Source organism: Pseudomonas sp. Leaf48, assembly GCF_001421885.1.
Classification (GTDB): Bacteria; Pseudomonadota; Gammaproteobacteria; order Pseudomonadales; family Pseudomonadaceae; genus Aquipseudomonas.
The window spans coordinates 116,423-132,382 of the sequence record NZ_LMLH01000002.1 but is presented as its reverse complement, the minus strand read 5'-3'; the positions used below and the strand labels follow the sequence as shown (position 1 = coordinate 132,382).

The window sequence follows — 15,960 nt, the reverse complement described above, 5'->3', positions numbered from 1 at the left end:
ACATGACCCAAGCCATTCGTTACGAAAAGGACCAGGATCGCATTGTTGTCCTGACCATCGACATGCCGGGCCAGAGCGCCAACACCATGAATGCCGTGTACCGCGAGGCCATGGCTGACTGCGTCGCGCAGCTGGTGGCCGACAAGGACGCCATCGCCGGCGTGATCATCACCTCGGCGAAGAAAACCTTTTTTGCCGGCGGCGACCTCAATGAACTGATCAAGGTCGGCAAGCCCGAGGCCAAGGCCTTCTACGACATGGTCCTGACCCTCAAGGGGCAGTTGCGCACCCTGGAGACCCTCGGCAAACCGGTGGTCGCGGCGATCAACGGCGCGGCCCTGGGTGGAGGCTGGGAAATCTGCCTGGCCTGTCATCACCGGGTGGTCGTGGATCATCCGTCGGTGCAGCTTGGCCTGCCGGAAGTGACTCTCGGCCTGCTGCCGGGTGGCGGCGGAGTGGTGCGCATGGTGCGCATGCTCGGCCAGGAGAAGGCCCTGCCTTATCTGCTCGAAGGCAAGAAGGTGCGGCCGCAGCAGGCGTTGCAGGCTGGGTTGATCGATGAGCTCGCCACAGACCTGGATGACTTGCTGGCCCGGGCGCGGGCGTGGATTCTCGCCAATCCGGCGGCGGTGCAGCGCTGGGATGTGAAGGGCTACCAGATTCCCGGTGGTACGCCATCGAACCCGAAAGTCGCGCAAATGCTTGCCATTGCGCCATCGATCCTGCGCAGCAAGACTCAGGGCACGATGCCTGCCCCGGAGAAAATCCTCTGTGCCGCGGTCGAGGGTGCCCAGGTGGATTTTGACACGGCGCATCTGATCGAAACCCGTTACTTCACCGAACTGACCACCGGGCAAATATCGAAAAACCTGATCGGCACCTTCTGGTTTCAGCTCAACGAAATCAATGCCGGAGGCTCGCGACCCCAGGGATTTGCACCCTATGTCACGCGCAAAGTGGGCGTGCTGGGTGCCGGGATGATGGGCGCCGGTATCGCCTTTGTCAGCGCCTCGGCAGGGGTCGAGGTGGTGCTCAAGGACATCAGTCTCGCCGCCGCCGAGAAGGGCAAGGCGCATTCGGCGGCGTTGCTGGACAAGAAAGTCGCGCGCGGCCAGATGAGCGCCGAGCAGCGCGAGGCGGTGCTGGCACGCATCCAGGCGAGCGAAAGCGATGCCGACCTGGCTGGTTGCGATCTGATCATCGAAGCTGTGTTCGAGGACCGTGAGCTCAAGGCCAAGGTCTCCCTGGCCGCGCAGCAAGTGGTCGGTGCCGACGCCGTGATCGCTTCGAACACCTCGACCTTGCCGATCAGCGGCCTGGCCACCGCCGTACCCGACCAGAGCAAGTTCATCGGCCTGCATTTCTTCAGTCCGGTGGAAAAAATGCCATTGGTGGAGATCATCAAGGGCGCCAACACCAGCGATGAAACTCTGGCTCGCGGCTTTGATTTTGTCCTGCAAATCAAGAAAACCCCGATTGTGGTCAACGACAGCCGTGGTTTCTTCACCTCGCGAGTGTTCGGCACCTTTACCAACGAAGGCATCGCCATGCTCGGCGAAGGCATCAGCGCGGCGATGATCGAGACTGAAGCGCGCAAGGCCGGCATGCCCGTGGGGCCACTGGCGATCTCTGATGAAGTGTCCCTGAGCCTGATGGACCACATTCGCCAGCAAACCGCCAAAGACCTGCAGGCGCAAGGCACGCCGCTGCAAGAGCATCCGGCGTTCGCCGTGATTGACTTGCTGCTCAATGAGTACAAGCGTGTAGGCAAGGCTGCCGGAGGGGGTTTCTACGAGTACCCGGCCGGTGGCCAGAAGCATCTGTGGCCGGAGCTGAAAACCCGCTTCGAGAAAGCCGACGGGCAGATTTCACCCAAGGATGTGCGTGATCGCCTGTTATTTGTACAAGCCATCGAAACTGTGCGTTGCCTGGAGGAGGGCGTGCTGACCTCAACGGCGGATGCCAACGTCGGCTCGATCTTCGGCATCGGCTTCGCCGCCTGGACCGGTGGCGCACTGCAATTCATCAATCAGTATGGCGTGCAGGATTTTGTCGCACGCGCCCAGTATCTGGCCGGGCAGTACGGGGATCGATTCGCACCGCCTGCGCTGTTGCTGGAGAAGGCGGCCAAGGGCACGGTGTTCTAAGGGGAGGGGACACATTGCGGGGCTTGCCTTGTCACCCTGTTTCAAGGCAGGCTCTGGGGTGTGCATTATTCCCATCACGTGTCAGGTATTTTTTATGTCGTTACGCATCTGCATTCTGGAAACCGACATCCTGCGTCCGGAGTTGGTTGACCAATATCAGGGCTACGGGCAGATGTTCAAACACCTGTTTTCGCAGCAACCGATTGCCGCCGAATTCACCGTCTACAACGTGCTGCAAGGTGAATATCCAAGTGATGATCTGACCTTCGACGCCTATCTGGTGACAGGCAGCAAGGCCGACTCCTTCGGCACCGACCCGTGGATCGAAACCCTGCGAGCTTATCTGCTGACCCGCTACGAGCGCGGCGACAAACTGCTGGGTGTGTGTTTCGGCCATCAGTTGCTGGCGCTGCTGCTCGGTGGCAAGAGCGAACGGGCGACCCAGGGCTGGGGCGTCGGCACACACAACTACAAACTGGCAGCCAAGGCGCCATGGATGAGTCCGGTGCGCGAAGAACTGACTCTGTTGATCAGTCACCAGGATCAGGTCACCTCACTGCCGGAAAATGCCACAGTGATCGCATCCAGCGATTTCTGCCCTTTTGCCGCGTACCACATCAACGATCAGGTGTTGTGCTTCCAGGGCCATCCTGAGTTCATTCACGACTATTCCCGGGCATTGCTGGAGATACGCCAGCAAGTACTGGGCGAGCCGGTCTACTCCAAAGGCATTGCCAGCCTTGAGCAGGAGCACCATGGCACTACGGTGGCCGAGTGGATGATGCGGTTTGTGGCGCATAAACCACAGTCAGAAGCTGTTTAAAGGCAAACGCCGCTCCCACATGGGAATACGGTCAACTGTAGGAGCGAGCAAGCTCGCGATGGACTCAAGAACACCACGGGGAACCAGACTCCCCACGTTATCGTTAACGACCATCGCGAGCCTGCTCGCTCCTACAGGGGTATGCGGTCAACTGTAGGAGCGAGCAGGCTCCGGGCGGCGTTCCGACGATGGACTCAAGAACACCGCGGGGAACCAGACTCCCCACGTTATCGTTAACGACCATCGCGAGCCTGCTCGCTCCTACAGGGGGGGATTGCGGCCAGGCACAATGCCTGGCAACGCCATCGAAGGGCTCGCCTGGTTCTAAAGCCAGCCGGACTTCTTGAAACTCGCCCACAACCCCACGCACCCCACCGCAATAAACCCCAGCACCCCGAAGTACCCGTAGTGCCAGGTCAGCTCCGGCATGTTCTGGAAGTTCATCCCGTAAATCCCCGCGACTGCCGTCGGAAACGCCAGAATGGCTGCCCACGCCGCGAACTTGCGTTGCACCACACTCTGACGCGACGCCTCCAGCAGCACCCCGATCTCGATCGTCTGGCTGGCAATATCCGCCAGGGTCGTCAGATCTTCCATCTGCCGGGTCACGTGAATCTGCACATCGCGAAAGTACGGACGCATGTTCTTGTCGATGAACGGGAAGTTGAGTTTTTGCAGTTCCTCACCGATTTCTACCATCGGCGCGGCGTATCGGCGCAGGCGCAGTACATCTCGACGCAGGCCGTGGAGTTTCTGGATATCGCGCTCATTCAACGCACTGCACAGGACGTTGCGCTCCAGTTCGTCGATTTCGGCATGAATCGCTTCGCCCATGGGCTGGTAGTTTTCGATCACGAAGTCGAGCAGGGCGTAGAGTACGAAATCTTCCCCGTGCTCCAGCAGCAGCGGGCGCGCCTCACAGCGCTGCCGGACATAGGCGTAGGATGCTGAGTGACCGTTGCGAGCGGTAATGATGTAGCCGTTGCCGGCAAAGATATGCGTCTCGATGAACTGGAGTTTGCCTTCGTTGCGGATTGGCGAGTACGTAACAATGAACAGCGCATCGCCGAAGGTTTCCAGCTTGGGCCGGCTGTGTTTCTCCAGGGCATCTTCAATGGCCAGTTCGTGCAGGTTGAACTGGCGTTGCAGGTTGGCCAGCTCCTGGGCGTCTGGCTCTTCGAGACCGATCCAGACAAAGTGATCAGGCTTTGCAGCCCAGGCCGCGCCTTCGTCGAGGGTGATATTGGTGACTTTTTTACCAGCGCTATAAACCGCAGCAGCAACAACTCTACCCATGATGGTGGTTCACTTCTTGGTGGCAGCTATGTAAGCAAAGATGACAGTGGCAGGCGGTAGTCAGCTTAGCCGGGTCTGGTGTTTAAGAGTCAGTAAAATCTGTGGAGTTCGCGGGTGGTGGGGGGAATGTTGATTGTGTATATAACCGTTTCTGCGCAAACGGCTACTGGGAGTGAGCCTGCTCGCGATGGCGGTAGGTCAGGCGACATTGATGGTGGAAGTGCCGGCCTTATCGCTGGCAGGCCAGCTCCCACAGCTTTTGTGTGGCCGCTCGATCCCTGTGGGAGCGAGCTTGCTTGCGATGGCGGTGGGCTAAGCCCTTTGGTTACTTTGGGCCCGCTCTATGGGCGGAACCGCCAGTAGCCGTTATCGCAGAAATGGATTTGTACTTTGAACCAGCGGATTTCTTCAGGCGGCCTGCAACTGCCGATCCATCGATTCAATACACTCACGCATCTGCTCACGACACTGGTCAATCAGCAACGGCATGTCATCCAGGCTCAACCCGGCCGTAGGAATCGCCGGCAACGAGCGAATCAGAATTTTCCCGCTATTCCAGCGGTTCAAGCGCATGTGCTTGACGTAACTGCTCACACAAACCGGCACGATCGGCACCCCGGCGGCGATTGCCATCTGAAATGCGCCTTTCTTGAACGGCAACAACTCTTCACCCAGATTGCGCGTACCTTCCGGAAAGACCCAGATCGAGGTGTCCTTGTTCTGCAGGGTATGGGTGGTGGTCAGCATCGATTGGCGCGCCTTCTGCGCATTGCCACGGTCGATCAGCACATTGCCGGCCAGCCAGAACAATTGTCCGAAAAGAGGCACCCATTTCAGGCTCTTTTTGCCGATGCACACGGTGCGGCGCGGCACCACGTTGCCGAACACGAAAAGATCGTAGTTGGACTGATGATTGGCGATGATCACGCAGCTGTCGGGTTTGTCTATCAGGGGCCCGACCTCGGCCTTCACCCGCAGGCGCAAAATGCACATGGCCGGCCACGCGTACAGGCGCGCGCACAGTCGGCTGTTGTCCGGGTTGAACGGCCGGCACAGGCCGAGAATCACCCCGAGCACACCAGCCACGATAAAGTGCAGCCCCATCAACGACATACGCAAAACAAACAGCATTTACAGGCCCCACCGGGACAAAAGGTGGCGCAGTGTACGGATGTGCACTGTTTTCGGCAATTGCCGTTATAGAGCTGGGAGATGGCCGATGTTTGTACGCATGTTTCCGACTTGTTGGTCAGCTGCGAAGTAGAGCGGTTCCAGGCTTATAAGTAGCACCTGCAAGAAAAAAGCCCGACACGACGGTCGTAATGCTGTTCACTTAAGCTGGGGCACACACATGTGGCGAGGGGGCTTGCCCCCGTTCGGCTGCGAAGCAGTCGTAAAACCATTGCACACGGTGTATTTGGTACGCCTCGGTGGCAGGTTTTGGGGCCACTTCGCGGCCCAACGCGGCGGTCCGACAAGCCCCCTCGCCAGAAGGTGTATTGCCCCGCTTAAGTGAACAGCATTACGACACGACGGTCGGGCTTTCACTGTGTCAGCTTTACGGCTTAAACCAGGTGTTCCTGATCCAGACGGATAGCGTTATCCAGGGTTTCCAGCAAGGCTTTGCGCACTTTGAGCTTGGTATTCTTGTGCGCCGTCATGTTGATTTTTTTCAGCTGACGAGCCGCTGCCAGCGCGGCACCCTGCAACTCCTCGGCCGTGACCACGACGTCAAGGAAGCCGGCATCCACTGCGCTCTTGGGAGTGAACATTTCACCGTTGATCACCGAGCGGTGGAACGCCGCCTTGCTCAGTCGATCGCGGGCCAGCTCGATCCCTGCGTGGTGCATGGTCATGCCGATCTGCACTTCATTCAATCCGATGCTGAACGCGCCTTCGACACCAATGCGATAGTCGGCTGACAACAACAAAAAGGCGCCCTTGGCCACTGCATGCCCAGGGCATGCCACGATCACCGGGAATGGATGCGACAACAGACGACGGGCCAGCGTCGAGCCAGCGGTCACCAGGCTCACGGCTTCTTTAGGGCCGGCGGTCATCACCTTCAGGTCGTAGCCGCCGGACAGAATTCCCGGCTGCCCGGTAATGATCACTACCGCACGATCAGTCACCGCCTGATCCAGCGCAGTATTGAACGCGGCAATCACGTCCGGCGAGATGGCATTGACCTTGCCGTTGCTCAGGGTCAGGGTCGCGATACCGTCTTCGAGATGGTAGGAAATCAACTCACTCATGACGCCATTCCTTTCAATAAAGATGGGCAGACGTTACCCACCGCTGCAGGCCAGGTAAAGCGCCGTGACTGACCCGCCAGTCACCCTTTCCCCGCCTATCTGAGGTAGCCCGCCGCGCCGGCCGTGCTTTGCTCTCTATATAGAGGAGGGCGTGAAGACGGAGATTGACCGGTTTGCCATGTCCCTGATTGCCCGCAAATGGCGAATTGCGTTAAGCGCATGAAAATTCTCAAAAAAATGTTTGCCATCGGAAAAGCTTTCGACTACATTAGCGCGCCTCGACAGACAGAACTTGTTTGAAGAGATACGGTGAAGTGTCCGAGTGGCTTAAGGAGCACGCCTGGAAAGTGTGTATACAGGAAACTGTATCGAGAGTTCGAATCTCTCCTTCACCGCCACATTTTGTAAACACAAACCCCTGATTTTCCTAGAGAAAGTCGGGGGTTTGTGGTTTTTGGCGTCTGAAAAAGGGCGATATGGGAATATTCATGGGAATGCGTTGGGCGTTTTGGTCCATGCTCCCCCGCTGGGAAGGACTCTGGTAGCCAGCGCACTGTTGAGTCCGAACTGAAGATCTCAGTGACTGAGTAGTTACCCACCTCGTCAGCGTCCTAGTATTTGGTTTTTATTTTTTAAGGGATTAAGAGAATGACGGCAGAAAAATATGATGCGCAAATCAAAAAAATTAGACGTGAGCTGAGTGTTTATAAGTCAGGCTCTGTTCTTCAGCATGTAATTGATCACCTTCACTGGTCGCAGACGCTAGAACGCCCCGCAAGTGGTATGCCATGGATTTGCCTGTTTTTACTGAAGCTCGCCATGCAAGAGTGCAACGGTGGAAACAGAAATATGGTAAAGGCAGAGTTTAGTAAACTTGCTAATAGATTGTTTCGTATGCAACATTTGGCGTGTCCTATAGGGCTGGGTGATATCCATTTGATGATGCGACCGATGGTCTTACAGCAGACTTGGTATCAAGGGCAGATTTTTCCTGATATCAAAGCGATGACGCGGCAGATGATTTGGTATTCTGATGAAGCAACGCCGTTCGCTGAAAAATTTTTAGAGTTGCATGGGTTGTCTCTCAAAGAATTTTATCTGATTAGTTTGTATTTGGATGTATGTGTTGCAGATGGCGCTAAAGGTATCATTGGGATTAATTTGTATGAACTAATATTTAATCTGTCTCCTACTATTTCGCTAAAAAGTATAATTCGATATTTTTTATTAGTTGCCATACGAAGCCAGGACCTTCCCGAATTTTTTCAGGATCATAAAGTTAATGGGGGACTGCATCAGCAAAGTGAGTATTTTCAAACCACCCCTCTCAGAAAAAAGCCTGTGTTATTGGATGGTGATAATCTTTTTATCTATAATTCAAAGTTATTCTCTAGGGCGGTTGGAACGCTGGTTCCGGATCTGTTTAAGAAAGTCAAAGGGTGGGGATACAAAGATTATTTTGGTCCCGCTATGGAGCATTACTTAGGCAGCTTACTCCGGGCCTCAACGCTTACCTATCATACGGAAGAGCAGCTTAATCAGTGTTGCCGAGATAATAGTGTGGTTAGGGGGAAAATGGCTGACTTCTTAGCTTCGGGCGACGTAAATATTATTTTTGAATCTAAAGCCATTGAGCCTGGTGATATAGTTTCATCCGTCTTTGATCCAGAAGTGCTAAAGAGGAGTTTGGCTGACAGCTTTATAAAAGGAATAGAGCAGTGTCAGGAAAGTGTTTACAGATTGAGGATGACTAAAGAGTATGCGGCTGCCAAATTCGCTTGCATTGTAGTTACTCATGAGGATTTTTGGTTTGCTTCGGCGGAAGATATAATTAGAGCTATTGACCCGGGACTTGAAGCGAAAGTGTTTGAAAAGTACGCTCATATTCCTGTTCCGTTTGATAATATATTGTTTGTAACCGTGGATGCAGTCGAAAATATTCTGCAGGCTGTATCTTCCGGTGATGTTCGACTAGATAGTTTTGTAATGGACTGTGCTCAAATGCTGAAGACGCCTGAAGGAAAGCGCTTTACGATGGATCATATAGTTCAAGATAAACTTGCTGGAAAAATTAGCGGCGTTCCAATACTTAACCAAAAGGCAGATGAGTGGCTGGAGTTTTTTCAAACGGAATTGGATGCTAATAAAGCTGTCTGGCAAGGATTGTCCGCGGAGTTGATTCGGAAACGGATGTTTGTTATGGAGATGTTGCACCGTCAGTTTAACCGTTAGTGCAATATCCAAATAGACTTTATTGTTATTTTTTTTACCGCGTTAATTGACTTGATTTCTCATTAATAAGTACGAATAGGTGTGGACCTTAAGTTCATCGGGTCCACTTTTCCTATACGATCTCGCCCATCGTCGTTTCAGTAACAGGTTGTAGGTTTAATGCGATTTGAAGCATGCCGACAACGTCCGGGCCATCCTCGTTGATCCACATGCCATAGTGCTGCCGGATCATGTTCGCGCTGGTGTGGCCCATCTGCTCGGCGATCCAGTCGACCGAGGCCACGCCCGTGGTCAGCAGCTGGCTGGCGTAGGTGTGGCGGCACTGGCCAGGACCGCGATAGCGAACGCCGGCCGCTTTCAAATGCGCCTTGAAGAACCTATCCCTCACGACAAAGTCGCTGACGTGTGGCAGGCCGCTCTTGGTGTTCAGGAAAACGAAGTGCAGCTTGTGCTTGCGGACTGTCTTGTTGTCACGCTCGACGATATCGACTGTGTCCACGGTCTTGAGCTGATTGATTGCGTCCAACTTGCGCAGCGCATCCCACGCGGGCTCCAACAGGCGCACCTTGCGCGTCGAGCGCCGGGTTTTCGTCACTCGATAGGCTCCACGCACTTTTGACCGACGAAAAGTCACCGTCCCTTGTTTCAGATCGACGTCCTCCCAAGCCAGCGCGATGGTTTCCGACACACGGGGGCCTGCCCAAATTATGAACTGCACCATCAGCAACTCTTGTGTGCGGTTGGTTGGCTCCCGGCTCTGCAGAGCGCGTTGCTCAATGAAAGCGCCACGCTGTTCCGCCGCAAGTATTACCAGAACGGCAGTCATGCGGGTTTCATCATGTACATGACCGACGCTGCCCAGAACGAGGACTTCGTCAACGATTTACGAACGGCGATGAAGAACAGCAAAGGCCCGGGCAACTTCCGCAACCTGTTTATGTACGCACCTGGTGGCAAGAAAGACGGCCTGCAATTGATCCCTATCAGCGAGGTCGCGGCCAAGGACGACTTCGGTGCGATCAAGAACATCAGCCGTGATGATCAGCTCGCCATGCTGCGGATTCCGCCTCAACTGATGGGTGTGGTTCCGCAAAACGCTGGGGGGTTTGGATCGATCCGCGATGCGGCTCAGGTTTGGGCTGTCAACGAGCTGGAACCGGAGCAAGCCACGCTGCTGCAGATCAATGACTGGCTGGGAGAGGAGGTGGTTAGCTTCCTGCCCTATGAGGTACCGGGGCAAGGGTGAATCATCGGTATCTGATCCAAGTCTGCTATGCGCTTAAAGCCGCATATCTGACGGTCCTGATCTACAAGGCTACAACCAAGTAACACCTCAAGGCCGGCCTGCCAACAAGTGGGGCCGGCCTTGTTGCATCTGCTTTTTTAGATTTCAACGCCGGTGTGCTCAGAAATCTTCTTCCTGATGAATCCTTTGGCTAGGTCTTTGAGGAGTTCCAGGCTGAAACCGCCAGCTGCATTGGCTCCTTGGCGTGTCTTTTTCCAAATATCATCATCTCGAACCGCGTCAACAAAGTCGTGGCCTTCCCATGTCAGGCGACGGAACATGAAGCCGTTCATGACCCCGCTACCGCCCGTGTCAATCAATCCCGCCTCTACTGCCAAGTCTAAGTGGTAGGCCACCTGGTCTTGTGTGTAGCCATCAATCAAAAGCTCCTCATACTCGTACACGTAGATCGAGTGAGCCTCGTCGTGTAGAGCTTCAAGCTTCAGTAGGAGCAGTCGGAGTAGGTCCATGTCGCGGCGCATGCGTATTTCTCCTAGGGGGGAGGACCAGATTGCCGGTTGGGCAGATGTCATGCAACCACCTTCTGCACCTGGCGCGCGCAGTCGTCCCCCCGCCACGCCTGCGGGCTAAATGTGTCGTTTTTTCTGCAACCCTGCGGACCACTCTCGGCTGCTCAGGCTGGGCGCTTGCTTGGCGTTTTGAGGAGGGCAAAAGCCTGCGGAACCCTGCACCGAGAGGGTGTTCCGTTGAAGGGGCTGGAGGCTTTTCTGTTGAGGGGGAGGGGGGAGGTCTGAGAAAGAGTAATTTCAGTAACAGTGTTGAGCTTTCAGTCTGGAGGCCACGTATTCCGTGGGCTTGAGGATTACAAAAAGGAGTAACAGTGGAGTAACTGAAAAGGTAATTAATTTGTAAGGTATTGATTTATAAGGCTTTCACTGCGACGAAGGATTACGTTTATATAGAGTAATCAGATTACTTCAATATTACTTAAAGATTACCTTTTCCGATTCAAGAAAAATCTATGTATTTCAAAGGTTTGCGGCTGAAAATCGTGCGAGGTTACTGATGTTACTCTTTTTTTTGCCCCCCTCTAGATTTTGGAAATCAGGCCCCTATACAGGTGATGCGCACGCGTATTGAGGTTTACATTGCTGCCCGTGGGAATGGCATGGGAATGCGTTCGTTCGGAAGGCATCGCTGGAACCCTTGTATTCCGGGCCTTTGGTTGCGCGATCGAGGGTGCGGGTACTTTCGAATCTCCCCTTCACCGCCACATTTAGTAAACACAAACCCCTGATTTTCCTAGAGAGAGTCGGGGGTTTGTGGTTTTTGGCGTCTGAAGAACGATGATTCGAGGGCATGCTGGCTCTCTCCTGAAAGTGCTGTCGAATGACTCCAGTCAGTAAGAGTGAGATGGCGCTGTAATGTCATCTGTATACCCACCGCACAGCAAGCGGACCCCTTACGCAACTCTCGGATGTTGCCTACAAGCTGCAACGGGAGTCACCGGATATTCTTGTAATCGTCCGAATCAGAATTTGAACCTCAGGTAACTAAACGCCCCTTCCAATGCTGGGACTGGCGTTTTTTTTCAGCGAGTGTTCTAGGGGCACTTCGCGCAGCAGCGATCACATTCGCCGTTGCTAAACCCTGCGCGGTATCATGATATAATACCATGAACAATAAGCAGCTCAGCACCCTGATAGCCGTGTTCTCAAGGCCCGTCCCGGCCACCCTGGAATGGGCTCGTATCGAGTCCTTATTCGGTGCAGCAGGGGCCAGGACCATTGAAGGTAATGGTTCGCGAGTACGTTTTGAACTCAATGGCGTGGTCGCCACCTTTCATCGGCCCCACCCTGACAAAGAAGCCAAGCCCTATCAGGTACGTGATGCTCGGGCTTTCCTTGAACAAGCAGGAGTTACTCCGTGAACGTGATGAATTACAACGGCTACGCCGCCCGAATTGAGTACAGCGATGAAGATGGCCTGTTTGTCGGACATATCGCGGGCATCAAGGATGTCGTTGGATTTCACGGCGAGTCAGTCCAAGAGCTTCGAGCTGCATTTGAAGAGGCGGTCACTGATTATCTGGAAACGTGCGCCAAGCTCGGACGTTCACCGCAAAAACCCTATTCAGGCAATATCAGCCTGCGCTTGGCGCCTGCGCTCCACGCAACAGTCGCGGTTAAAGCGCAGTTAGCTCACAAGAGCATCAATCAATGGGTGGCGGACGTTCTTGATCGAGAGGCGCATGCCTGAGGCGAAGGTCAGTAAAGGCGATAAACCAGTTTTATGTAAAAATGCTGGAACCGAATCGCAACTCGCGCAACCACGCCCGCCTTATCTTGCTCTGACCCCAACCGCCACTTTCGGGGATACAGCAGAAGCTTTCAGCGTTTTTCATCCCCAACCCTGAGACGATTCATGCCTTTTCACAGCGGGCTCACGGACTGCATGCGTTAATGCAATCGCCTGGCACAGGCAACAAAACAGCCAGGTGGCCAGCGACTGCAGACGGTTGGGGATGATGTCCGATTACGAAATTTTGAGTGATGCCGAGCGTGAAGCAATCAATGCCGTCATGCACGAAACAGATTTGCTCCATCAAACGGTCCTGATCGTCGAGGATGATCAGTTTACCCGCGAGATGCTGGCTGAAATTCTGCAGCTCAATGGTATTTCATGTCTGGCCGCCGCAAGTGTCGCCGAGGCTTTGAGTTGGCTTGCCACTGACAAGTCCATCGGGCTGGTTATCACTGACCTGCGGATGCATCCGCAAAGTGGCTTGACGCTGATACGCAATATTCGCGAATCAGACCGGGCGCAGATGCCCATTGTGATCATGTCCGGTGATGCGGGTGTTCGGGATGCCATCGATGCCATGCATTTGGATGTCGTCGATTTTTTACTCAAGCCGTTCGACCCGGAGCAATTGGTGCAACTGCTGCATGAGGAGCTTGGCATCCAGGCGTTATAGCGTTGAAGGGCGGGTTTCGCTGCTTTTATCTGCCACAACGTCGCGATTGCGGTTACACAGGACAATCAATTCGGTCCCGTTTTCGATCAGATAATGTGATTCGTCGAGTACCCGTAGGCGATAGCTGAGGCTGGAGCCTGGCTGAAAAATGAAGAGTCCGAGTCTGGGATATTCAAAAGGCAACTGTGTATCTGTCTGGCCTTTGCCTGCTTCCTTGACCTGAACCAGCAAGCGGTCACCCTCACGCTTTGCCGTGAATGTGCTGTAGCGCTGCATGACGTCTGTTATGCGCCCCTGGTCGGTGTCAACGCGTTCAATGGCCATGCGTAGATAGCTGAGTTTGTCTTTATTCAGATCCACACTTAAACGCGCTAGCACCAATTCCGACTGTTTTGCCCCACGCTGTGCGTACACGCTTTCTGCGGTACACATCAGATCGAGTCCGGCCGTGTGTTGACCCCAGCGCGCCCCCGCCCAGGCGCAGGCCGCACTGACCACAACAAAAGCCGCGCACCAGGCCCAACGCTTGTTCAGGCTAATCACGCAGATTTACTCCGATGCATTGGCTGTTGGCAGTTTTCATTTCACCTGCACACAGCAGGAAGTGGCGACCCAGATAATCGGGCAGCAGGTACAGATGCCTGCTGTCGTTGGCCATTCCCATCCAGTTGGCTACCTGTTTGCCCGTGTGCAGCACTCTCTGCAACCGTTCCGGCGGGATGGTGACGCCGCTGGGCAAGTGCACCCGGGTGTTGTCCATGGCTTGCGGCGCGGCAAAGTCGAATGGCTGGGCACGCAATGGTTGCGCATACCAGGATGCAGTCAGCTGAAATACCAGGGCCCCCCAAAGCGTGACGGCGCCCAGAATCAAGGCTATGCCGACTCTGCTTCTTCGGGGTGCCGATGGCGCTGCGGCAGGGGCATGAGTCGGGAAGGCCGCGGGTGCCATTGTTTCGGTCAAGGGCTCGTCGCAGGGCAAGGGATTGTCGCTGTCGTTCGCTGGTGGTGCCGCAGCCAGTTCGACAATCTGAACGCCCTCGGCAAGTTTGTAGCCGATACGAGGATGGGTCTGGATCAGGTCAAGGCCTGGCTGGAACCTGTCGATGGCCACCCGCAGTTGCCGCACGGCCTGCGCCAGGCTGTTATCAGTCACCTCGAGTCCATATTGCCCCCAGGCACCGGCGATAAGTTCGCGTTTGCGTACTACAGAACCATTGGACCTGAGTAACTGGGCCAGGCAACGACTGGAAATCGCGTTGAGCCGATAAGGCTCAACGGAAGCGTCGTCGGCAAGAAAAAGTAGAAAGTTGTCTTCGTCGAAGACCAGTCGGCTGTCGATCAACATCCTGCTCATGCGAGCTCCGAATTGAACATGGCGAGAGCTCTTCGCGGCGGACAGTGAGTTATTTCGGGCGTGGATTTTTGGGAACTGTACACAGTGCTTGGGATATTTGTGGTCATTATTGTTCCCGTATTCTAACTGGTGAGTATAACACGAGCGAAATTTTTCAAGAGGCTGTCGCCTTTGCGAAGCTTATGAACGTGCGCAGGCGCGTCTCGGCCCAGCGCTGAGAAGCATGCGCAAAGTACTGGCTGCAAATGTTCGGGAAGCAGGCGGGGTATGGCTCTGCAGGGTGCGGATCAGAATTTTTCAGCGCTTTTCAGCGTTGCGCCGGATGCGGCTCAGTCCAATTCAGAGCAGCTTGGTACGGGGCGTGAGTTACTGACGGCAATGACAAATTCGACTTTGCGTCGCTTGTCTCTTGTTCGTGCATTTGCGGCACCAGCGTTTGCACTGGCTGTTTGAGCCGGGCATTCGTGAGCCCCCGTAAGGAAGTTCTGTTGAGTCTCCCACCCCACAAACCCACCGTGCTGGTCGTCGACGATGTGCCGGCCAACCTGCGCCTGATAAGTGAGTTGCTGCAGGAGCATTACCAGGTGCGTGTCGCTACCAGCGGTGCGCAGGCATTGCGCATTGTCGATCGAACCATACCCGATCTGATTTTGCTGGATGTGATGATGCCAGAAATGGATGGTCATGAAGTCTGTCGTCGACTCAAGGCAGATCCCAAAACGTGTGACGTGCCGGTGTTGTTTCTCAGCGCCAGGAGCCAGGACGAGGATGAATGCCTGGGGTTTGCACTGGGTGCGAGCGACTATCTGAACAAGCCGATCAGTCCGCCGATACTGCTGGCGCGGGTGCAGACGCAGATTCGCCTGAAGGTCGCGACCGATCAGTTGCGCCTGCAAAATACTTTTCTCGATCAGCAAGTGATGGCGCGTACCCGCGAGCTGCAAGCCACCCATGACGTGACCATCCTGGCGCTCGCGTCATTGGCCGAGACCCGTGACAACGAGACGGGCAACCACCTGCGGCGAACACAGCATTATGTGCGGGCGCTGGCCGAGGAACTGCGCCATCACCCGCGCTTCAGTGCGGATCTGGACGAGCAGAGCATTGAGTTGATGTTCAAATCGGCTCCCCTGCACGACATTGGCAAGGTCGGTATTTCTGACCATATCTTGCTCAAGCCGGGGCGCTTCGAGCCGGCCGAATTCGAAATCATGAAGACTCACGCGCAGTTGGGTTATCAGGCGCTGGTCCATGCCGAAGAGTTGTTGGGCGCGCAGGTTCCCTTCCTGCGCATCGCCAAGGAAATCGCCCTGTGCCACCACGAAAAATGGGATGGCAGCGGCTATCCCCGTGGCCTGGTCGGCGACGCTATTCCCGTGAGTGCCCGCCTGATGGCGCTCGCCGACGTCTACGACGCGGTTATCAGCCGGCGCGTGTACAAATCGGAAATGAGCCACCAGACCGCGGCGGCAATCATTTATGACGGGGCCGGTCGGCATTTTGATCCGGACGTGGTTGCGGCGTTCAAGGTCCTGGAAGAACAGTTCGAACAGATTGCCCGGTGCTTTGCCGACACCGATAGCGAAGAGCCAAAGTAGGGGCCGGAGCGACTCCAGGCTTTCCCCTAAAA

General features: G+C 55.1%; 14 protein-coding genes, 1 tRNA gene and 2 pseudogenes. 10 read left to right on the top strand and 7 right to left on the bottom strand.

All coding sequences use genetic code 11. The features are described 5' to 3' along the window. Nucleotides 1-2 precede the first annotated feature (2 nt). Both ASE98_RS02625 and ASE98_RS02620 read left to right on the top strand, forming a co-directional pair. Nucleotides 3-2,147, top strand: a complete 2,145-nt coding sequence (locus ASE98_RS02625; protein WP_060539855.1) for a 3-hydroxyacyl-CoA dehydrogenase NAD-binding domain-containing protein — start codon at nucleotides 3-5, stop codon at nucleotides 2,145-2,147. Between the two features lie 94 nt (nucleotides 2,148-2,241). Beyond that, nucleotides 2,242-2,970, top strand: coding sequence for an amidotransferase (locus ASE98_RS02620; RefSeq protein ID WP_060539854.1), 729 nt, complete (start codon nucleotides 2,242-2,244; stop codon nucleotides 2,968-2,970). 324 nt (nucleotides 2,971-3,294) lie between these two features. On the opposite strand, the gene ASE98_RS02615 is transcribed toward ASE98_RS02620, so the two are convergent. The 3 genes from ASE98_RS02615 to ASE98_RS02605 form a co-directional block, all read right to left on the bottom strand. Then, nucleotides 3,295-4,266 (bottom strand): magnesium and cobalt transport protein CorA, encoded by a 972-nt coding sequence (locus tag ASE98_RS02615; protein ID WP_060539853.1) that lies wholly within the window; start codon nucleotides 4,264-4,266, stop codon nucleotides 3,295-3,297. A gap of 408 nt (nucleotides 4,267-4,674) precedes the next feature. Further along, nucleotides 4,675-5,397 carry a lysophospholipid acyltransferase family protein gene (locus ASE98_RS02610; RefSeq protein ID WP_060539852.1) on the bottom strand — a complete coding sequence of 241 codons (723 nt, stop codon included), beginning with the start codon at nucleotides 5,395-5,397 and terminating at the stop codon, nucleotides 4,675-4,677. A 434-nt stretch (nucleotides 5,398-5,831) separates the two neighbouring features. After that, nucleotides 5,832-6,521: a crotonase/enoyl-CoA hydratase family protein gene (locus ASE98_RS02605; protein WP_060539851.1), complete on the bottom strand. Its 690-nt coding sequence runs from the start codon at nucleotides 6,519-6,521 to the stop codon at nucleotides 5,832-5,834. Between the two features lie 308 nt (nucleotides 6,522-6,829). Here ASE98_RS02605 and ASE98_RS02600 point away from each other — a divergent pair. Together ASE98_RS02600 and gapS1 are read left to right on the top strand one after the other, a co-directional pair. After that, nucleotides 6,830-6,919 (top strand) — tRNA-Ser (locus ASE98_RS02600). Between the two features lie 250 nt (nucleotides 6,920-7,169). Next, nucleotides 7,170-8,753 (top strand): GapS1 family protein, encoded by a 1,584-nt coding sequence (gene gapS1, locus ASE98_RS02595; RefSeq protein ID WP_060539850.1) that lies wholly within the window; start codon nucleotides 7,170-7,172, stop codon nucleotides 8,751-8,753. A gap of 112 nt (nucleotides 8,754-8,865) precedes the next feature. Here gapS1 and ASE98_RS02590 read toward each other — a convergent pair. Then, nucleotides 8,866-9,501, bottom strand: a pseudogene (locus tag ASE98_RS02590) (site-specific integrase); the annotation flags it as partial. On the opposite strand from ASE98_RS02590, the pseudogene ASE98_RS02585 reads away from it, so the two are divergent. Then, nucleotides 9,499-9,999 (top strand): annotated as a pseudogene (locus ASE98_RS02585) (phage portal protein); the annotation flags it as partial. The pseudogenes ASE98_RS02590 and ASE98_RS02585 sit on opposite strands and share 3 nt — an antisense overlap. A gap of 137 nt (nucleotides 10,000-10,136) precedes the next feature. Here the strand turns inward: ASE98_RS02585 and ASE98_RS02580 are convergent. Beyond that, nucleotides 10,137-10,520, bottom strand: a complete 384-nt coding sequence (locus ASE98_RS02580; protein WP_060539849.1) for a DUF2513 domain-containing protein — start codon at nucleotides 10,518-10,520, stop codon at nucleotides 10,137-10,139. A 1,154-nt stretch (nucleotides 10,521-11,674) separates the two neighbouring features. Between ASE98_RS02580 and ASE98_RS02575 the strand changes: the two genes are divergently transcribed. The 3 genes from ASE98_RS02575 (at nucleotide 11,675) to ASE98_RS02565 (ending at nucleotide 12,976) form a co-directional block, all read left to right on the top strand. Further along, on the top strand, nucleotides 11,675-11,929 hold the full coding sequence (locus ASE98_RS02575) for a type II toxin-antitoxin system HicA family toxin (RefSeq protein ID WP_060539848.1): 255 nt from the start codon (nucleotides 11,675-11,677) through the stop codon (nucleotides 11,927-11,929). Continuing rightward, on the top strand, nucleotides 11,926-12,258 hold the full coding sequence (locus ASE98_RS02570; protein ID WP_060539847.1) for a type II toxin-antitoxin system HicB family antitoxin: 333 nt from the start codon (nucleotides 11,926-11,928) through the stop codon (nucleotides 12,256-12,258). The genes ASE98_RS02575 and ASE98_RS02570 overlap by 4 nt, the downstream gene beginning before the upstream one ends. A gap of 268 nt (nucleotides 12,259-12,526) precedes the next feature. After that, the gene (locus tag ASE98_RS02565) at nucleotides 12,527-12,976 is read left to right on the top strand and encodes a response regulator (protein ID WP_060539916.1); all 450 of its coding nucleotides are present in this window, start codon (nucleotides 12,527-12,529) and stop codon (nucleotides 12,974-12,976) included. Here ASE98_RS02565 and ASE98_RS02560 read toward each other — a convergent pair. Together ASE98_RS02560 and ASE98_RS02555 are read right to left on the bottom strand one after the other, a co-directional pair. Then, the gene (locus tag ASE98_RS02560) at nucleotides 12,971-13,519 is read right to left on the bottom strand and encodes a hypothetical protein (RefSeq protein ID WP_060539846.1); all 549 of its coding nucleotides are present in this window, start codon (nucleotides 13,517-13,519) and stop codon (nucleotides 12,971-12,973) included. The two genes, ASE98_RS02565 and ASE98_RS02560, sit on opposite strands and share 6 nt — an antisense overlap. Continuing rightward, nucleotides 13,512-14,330, bottom strand: a complete 819-nt coding sequence (locus tag ASE98_RS02555; RefSeq protein ID WP_082457456.1) for a winged helix-turn-helix domain-containing protein — start codon at nucleotides 14,328-14,330, stop codon at nucleotides 13,512-13,514. Before ASE98_RS02555 ends, ASE98_RS02560 begins: the two co-directional genes overlap by 8 nt. A gap of 267 nt (nucleotides 14,331-14,597) precedes the next feature. Here ASE98_RS02555 and ASE98_RS26410 point away from each other — a divergent pair, with 267 nt between their 5' ends. Together ASE98_RS26410 and ASE98_RS02550 are read left to right on the top strand one after the other, a co-directional pair. Beyond that, nucleotides 14,598-14,783, top strand: coding sequence for a hypothetical protein (locus ASE98_RS26410; RefSeq protein ID WP_156465465.1), 186 nt, complete (start codon nucleotides 14,598-14,600; stop codon nucleotides 14,781-14,783). A 35-nt stretch (nucleotides 14,784-14,818) separates the two neighbouring features. Next, the gene (locus tag ASE98_RS02550) at nucleotides 14,819-15,928 is read left to right on the top strand and encodes a response regulator (RefSeq protein ID WP_236707767.1); all 1,110 of its coding nucleotides are present in this window, start codon (nucleotides 14,819-14,821) and stop codon (nucleotides 15,926-15,928) included. Nucleotides 15,929-15,960 lie beyond the last annotated feature (32 nt).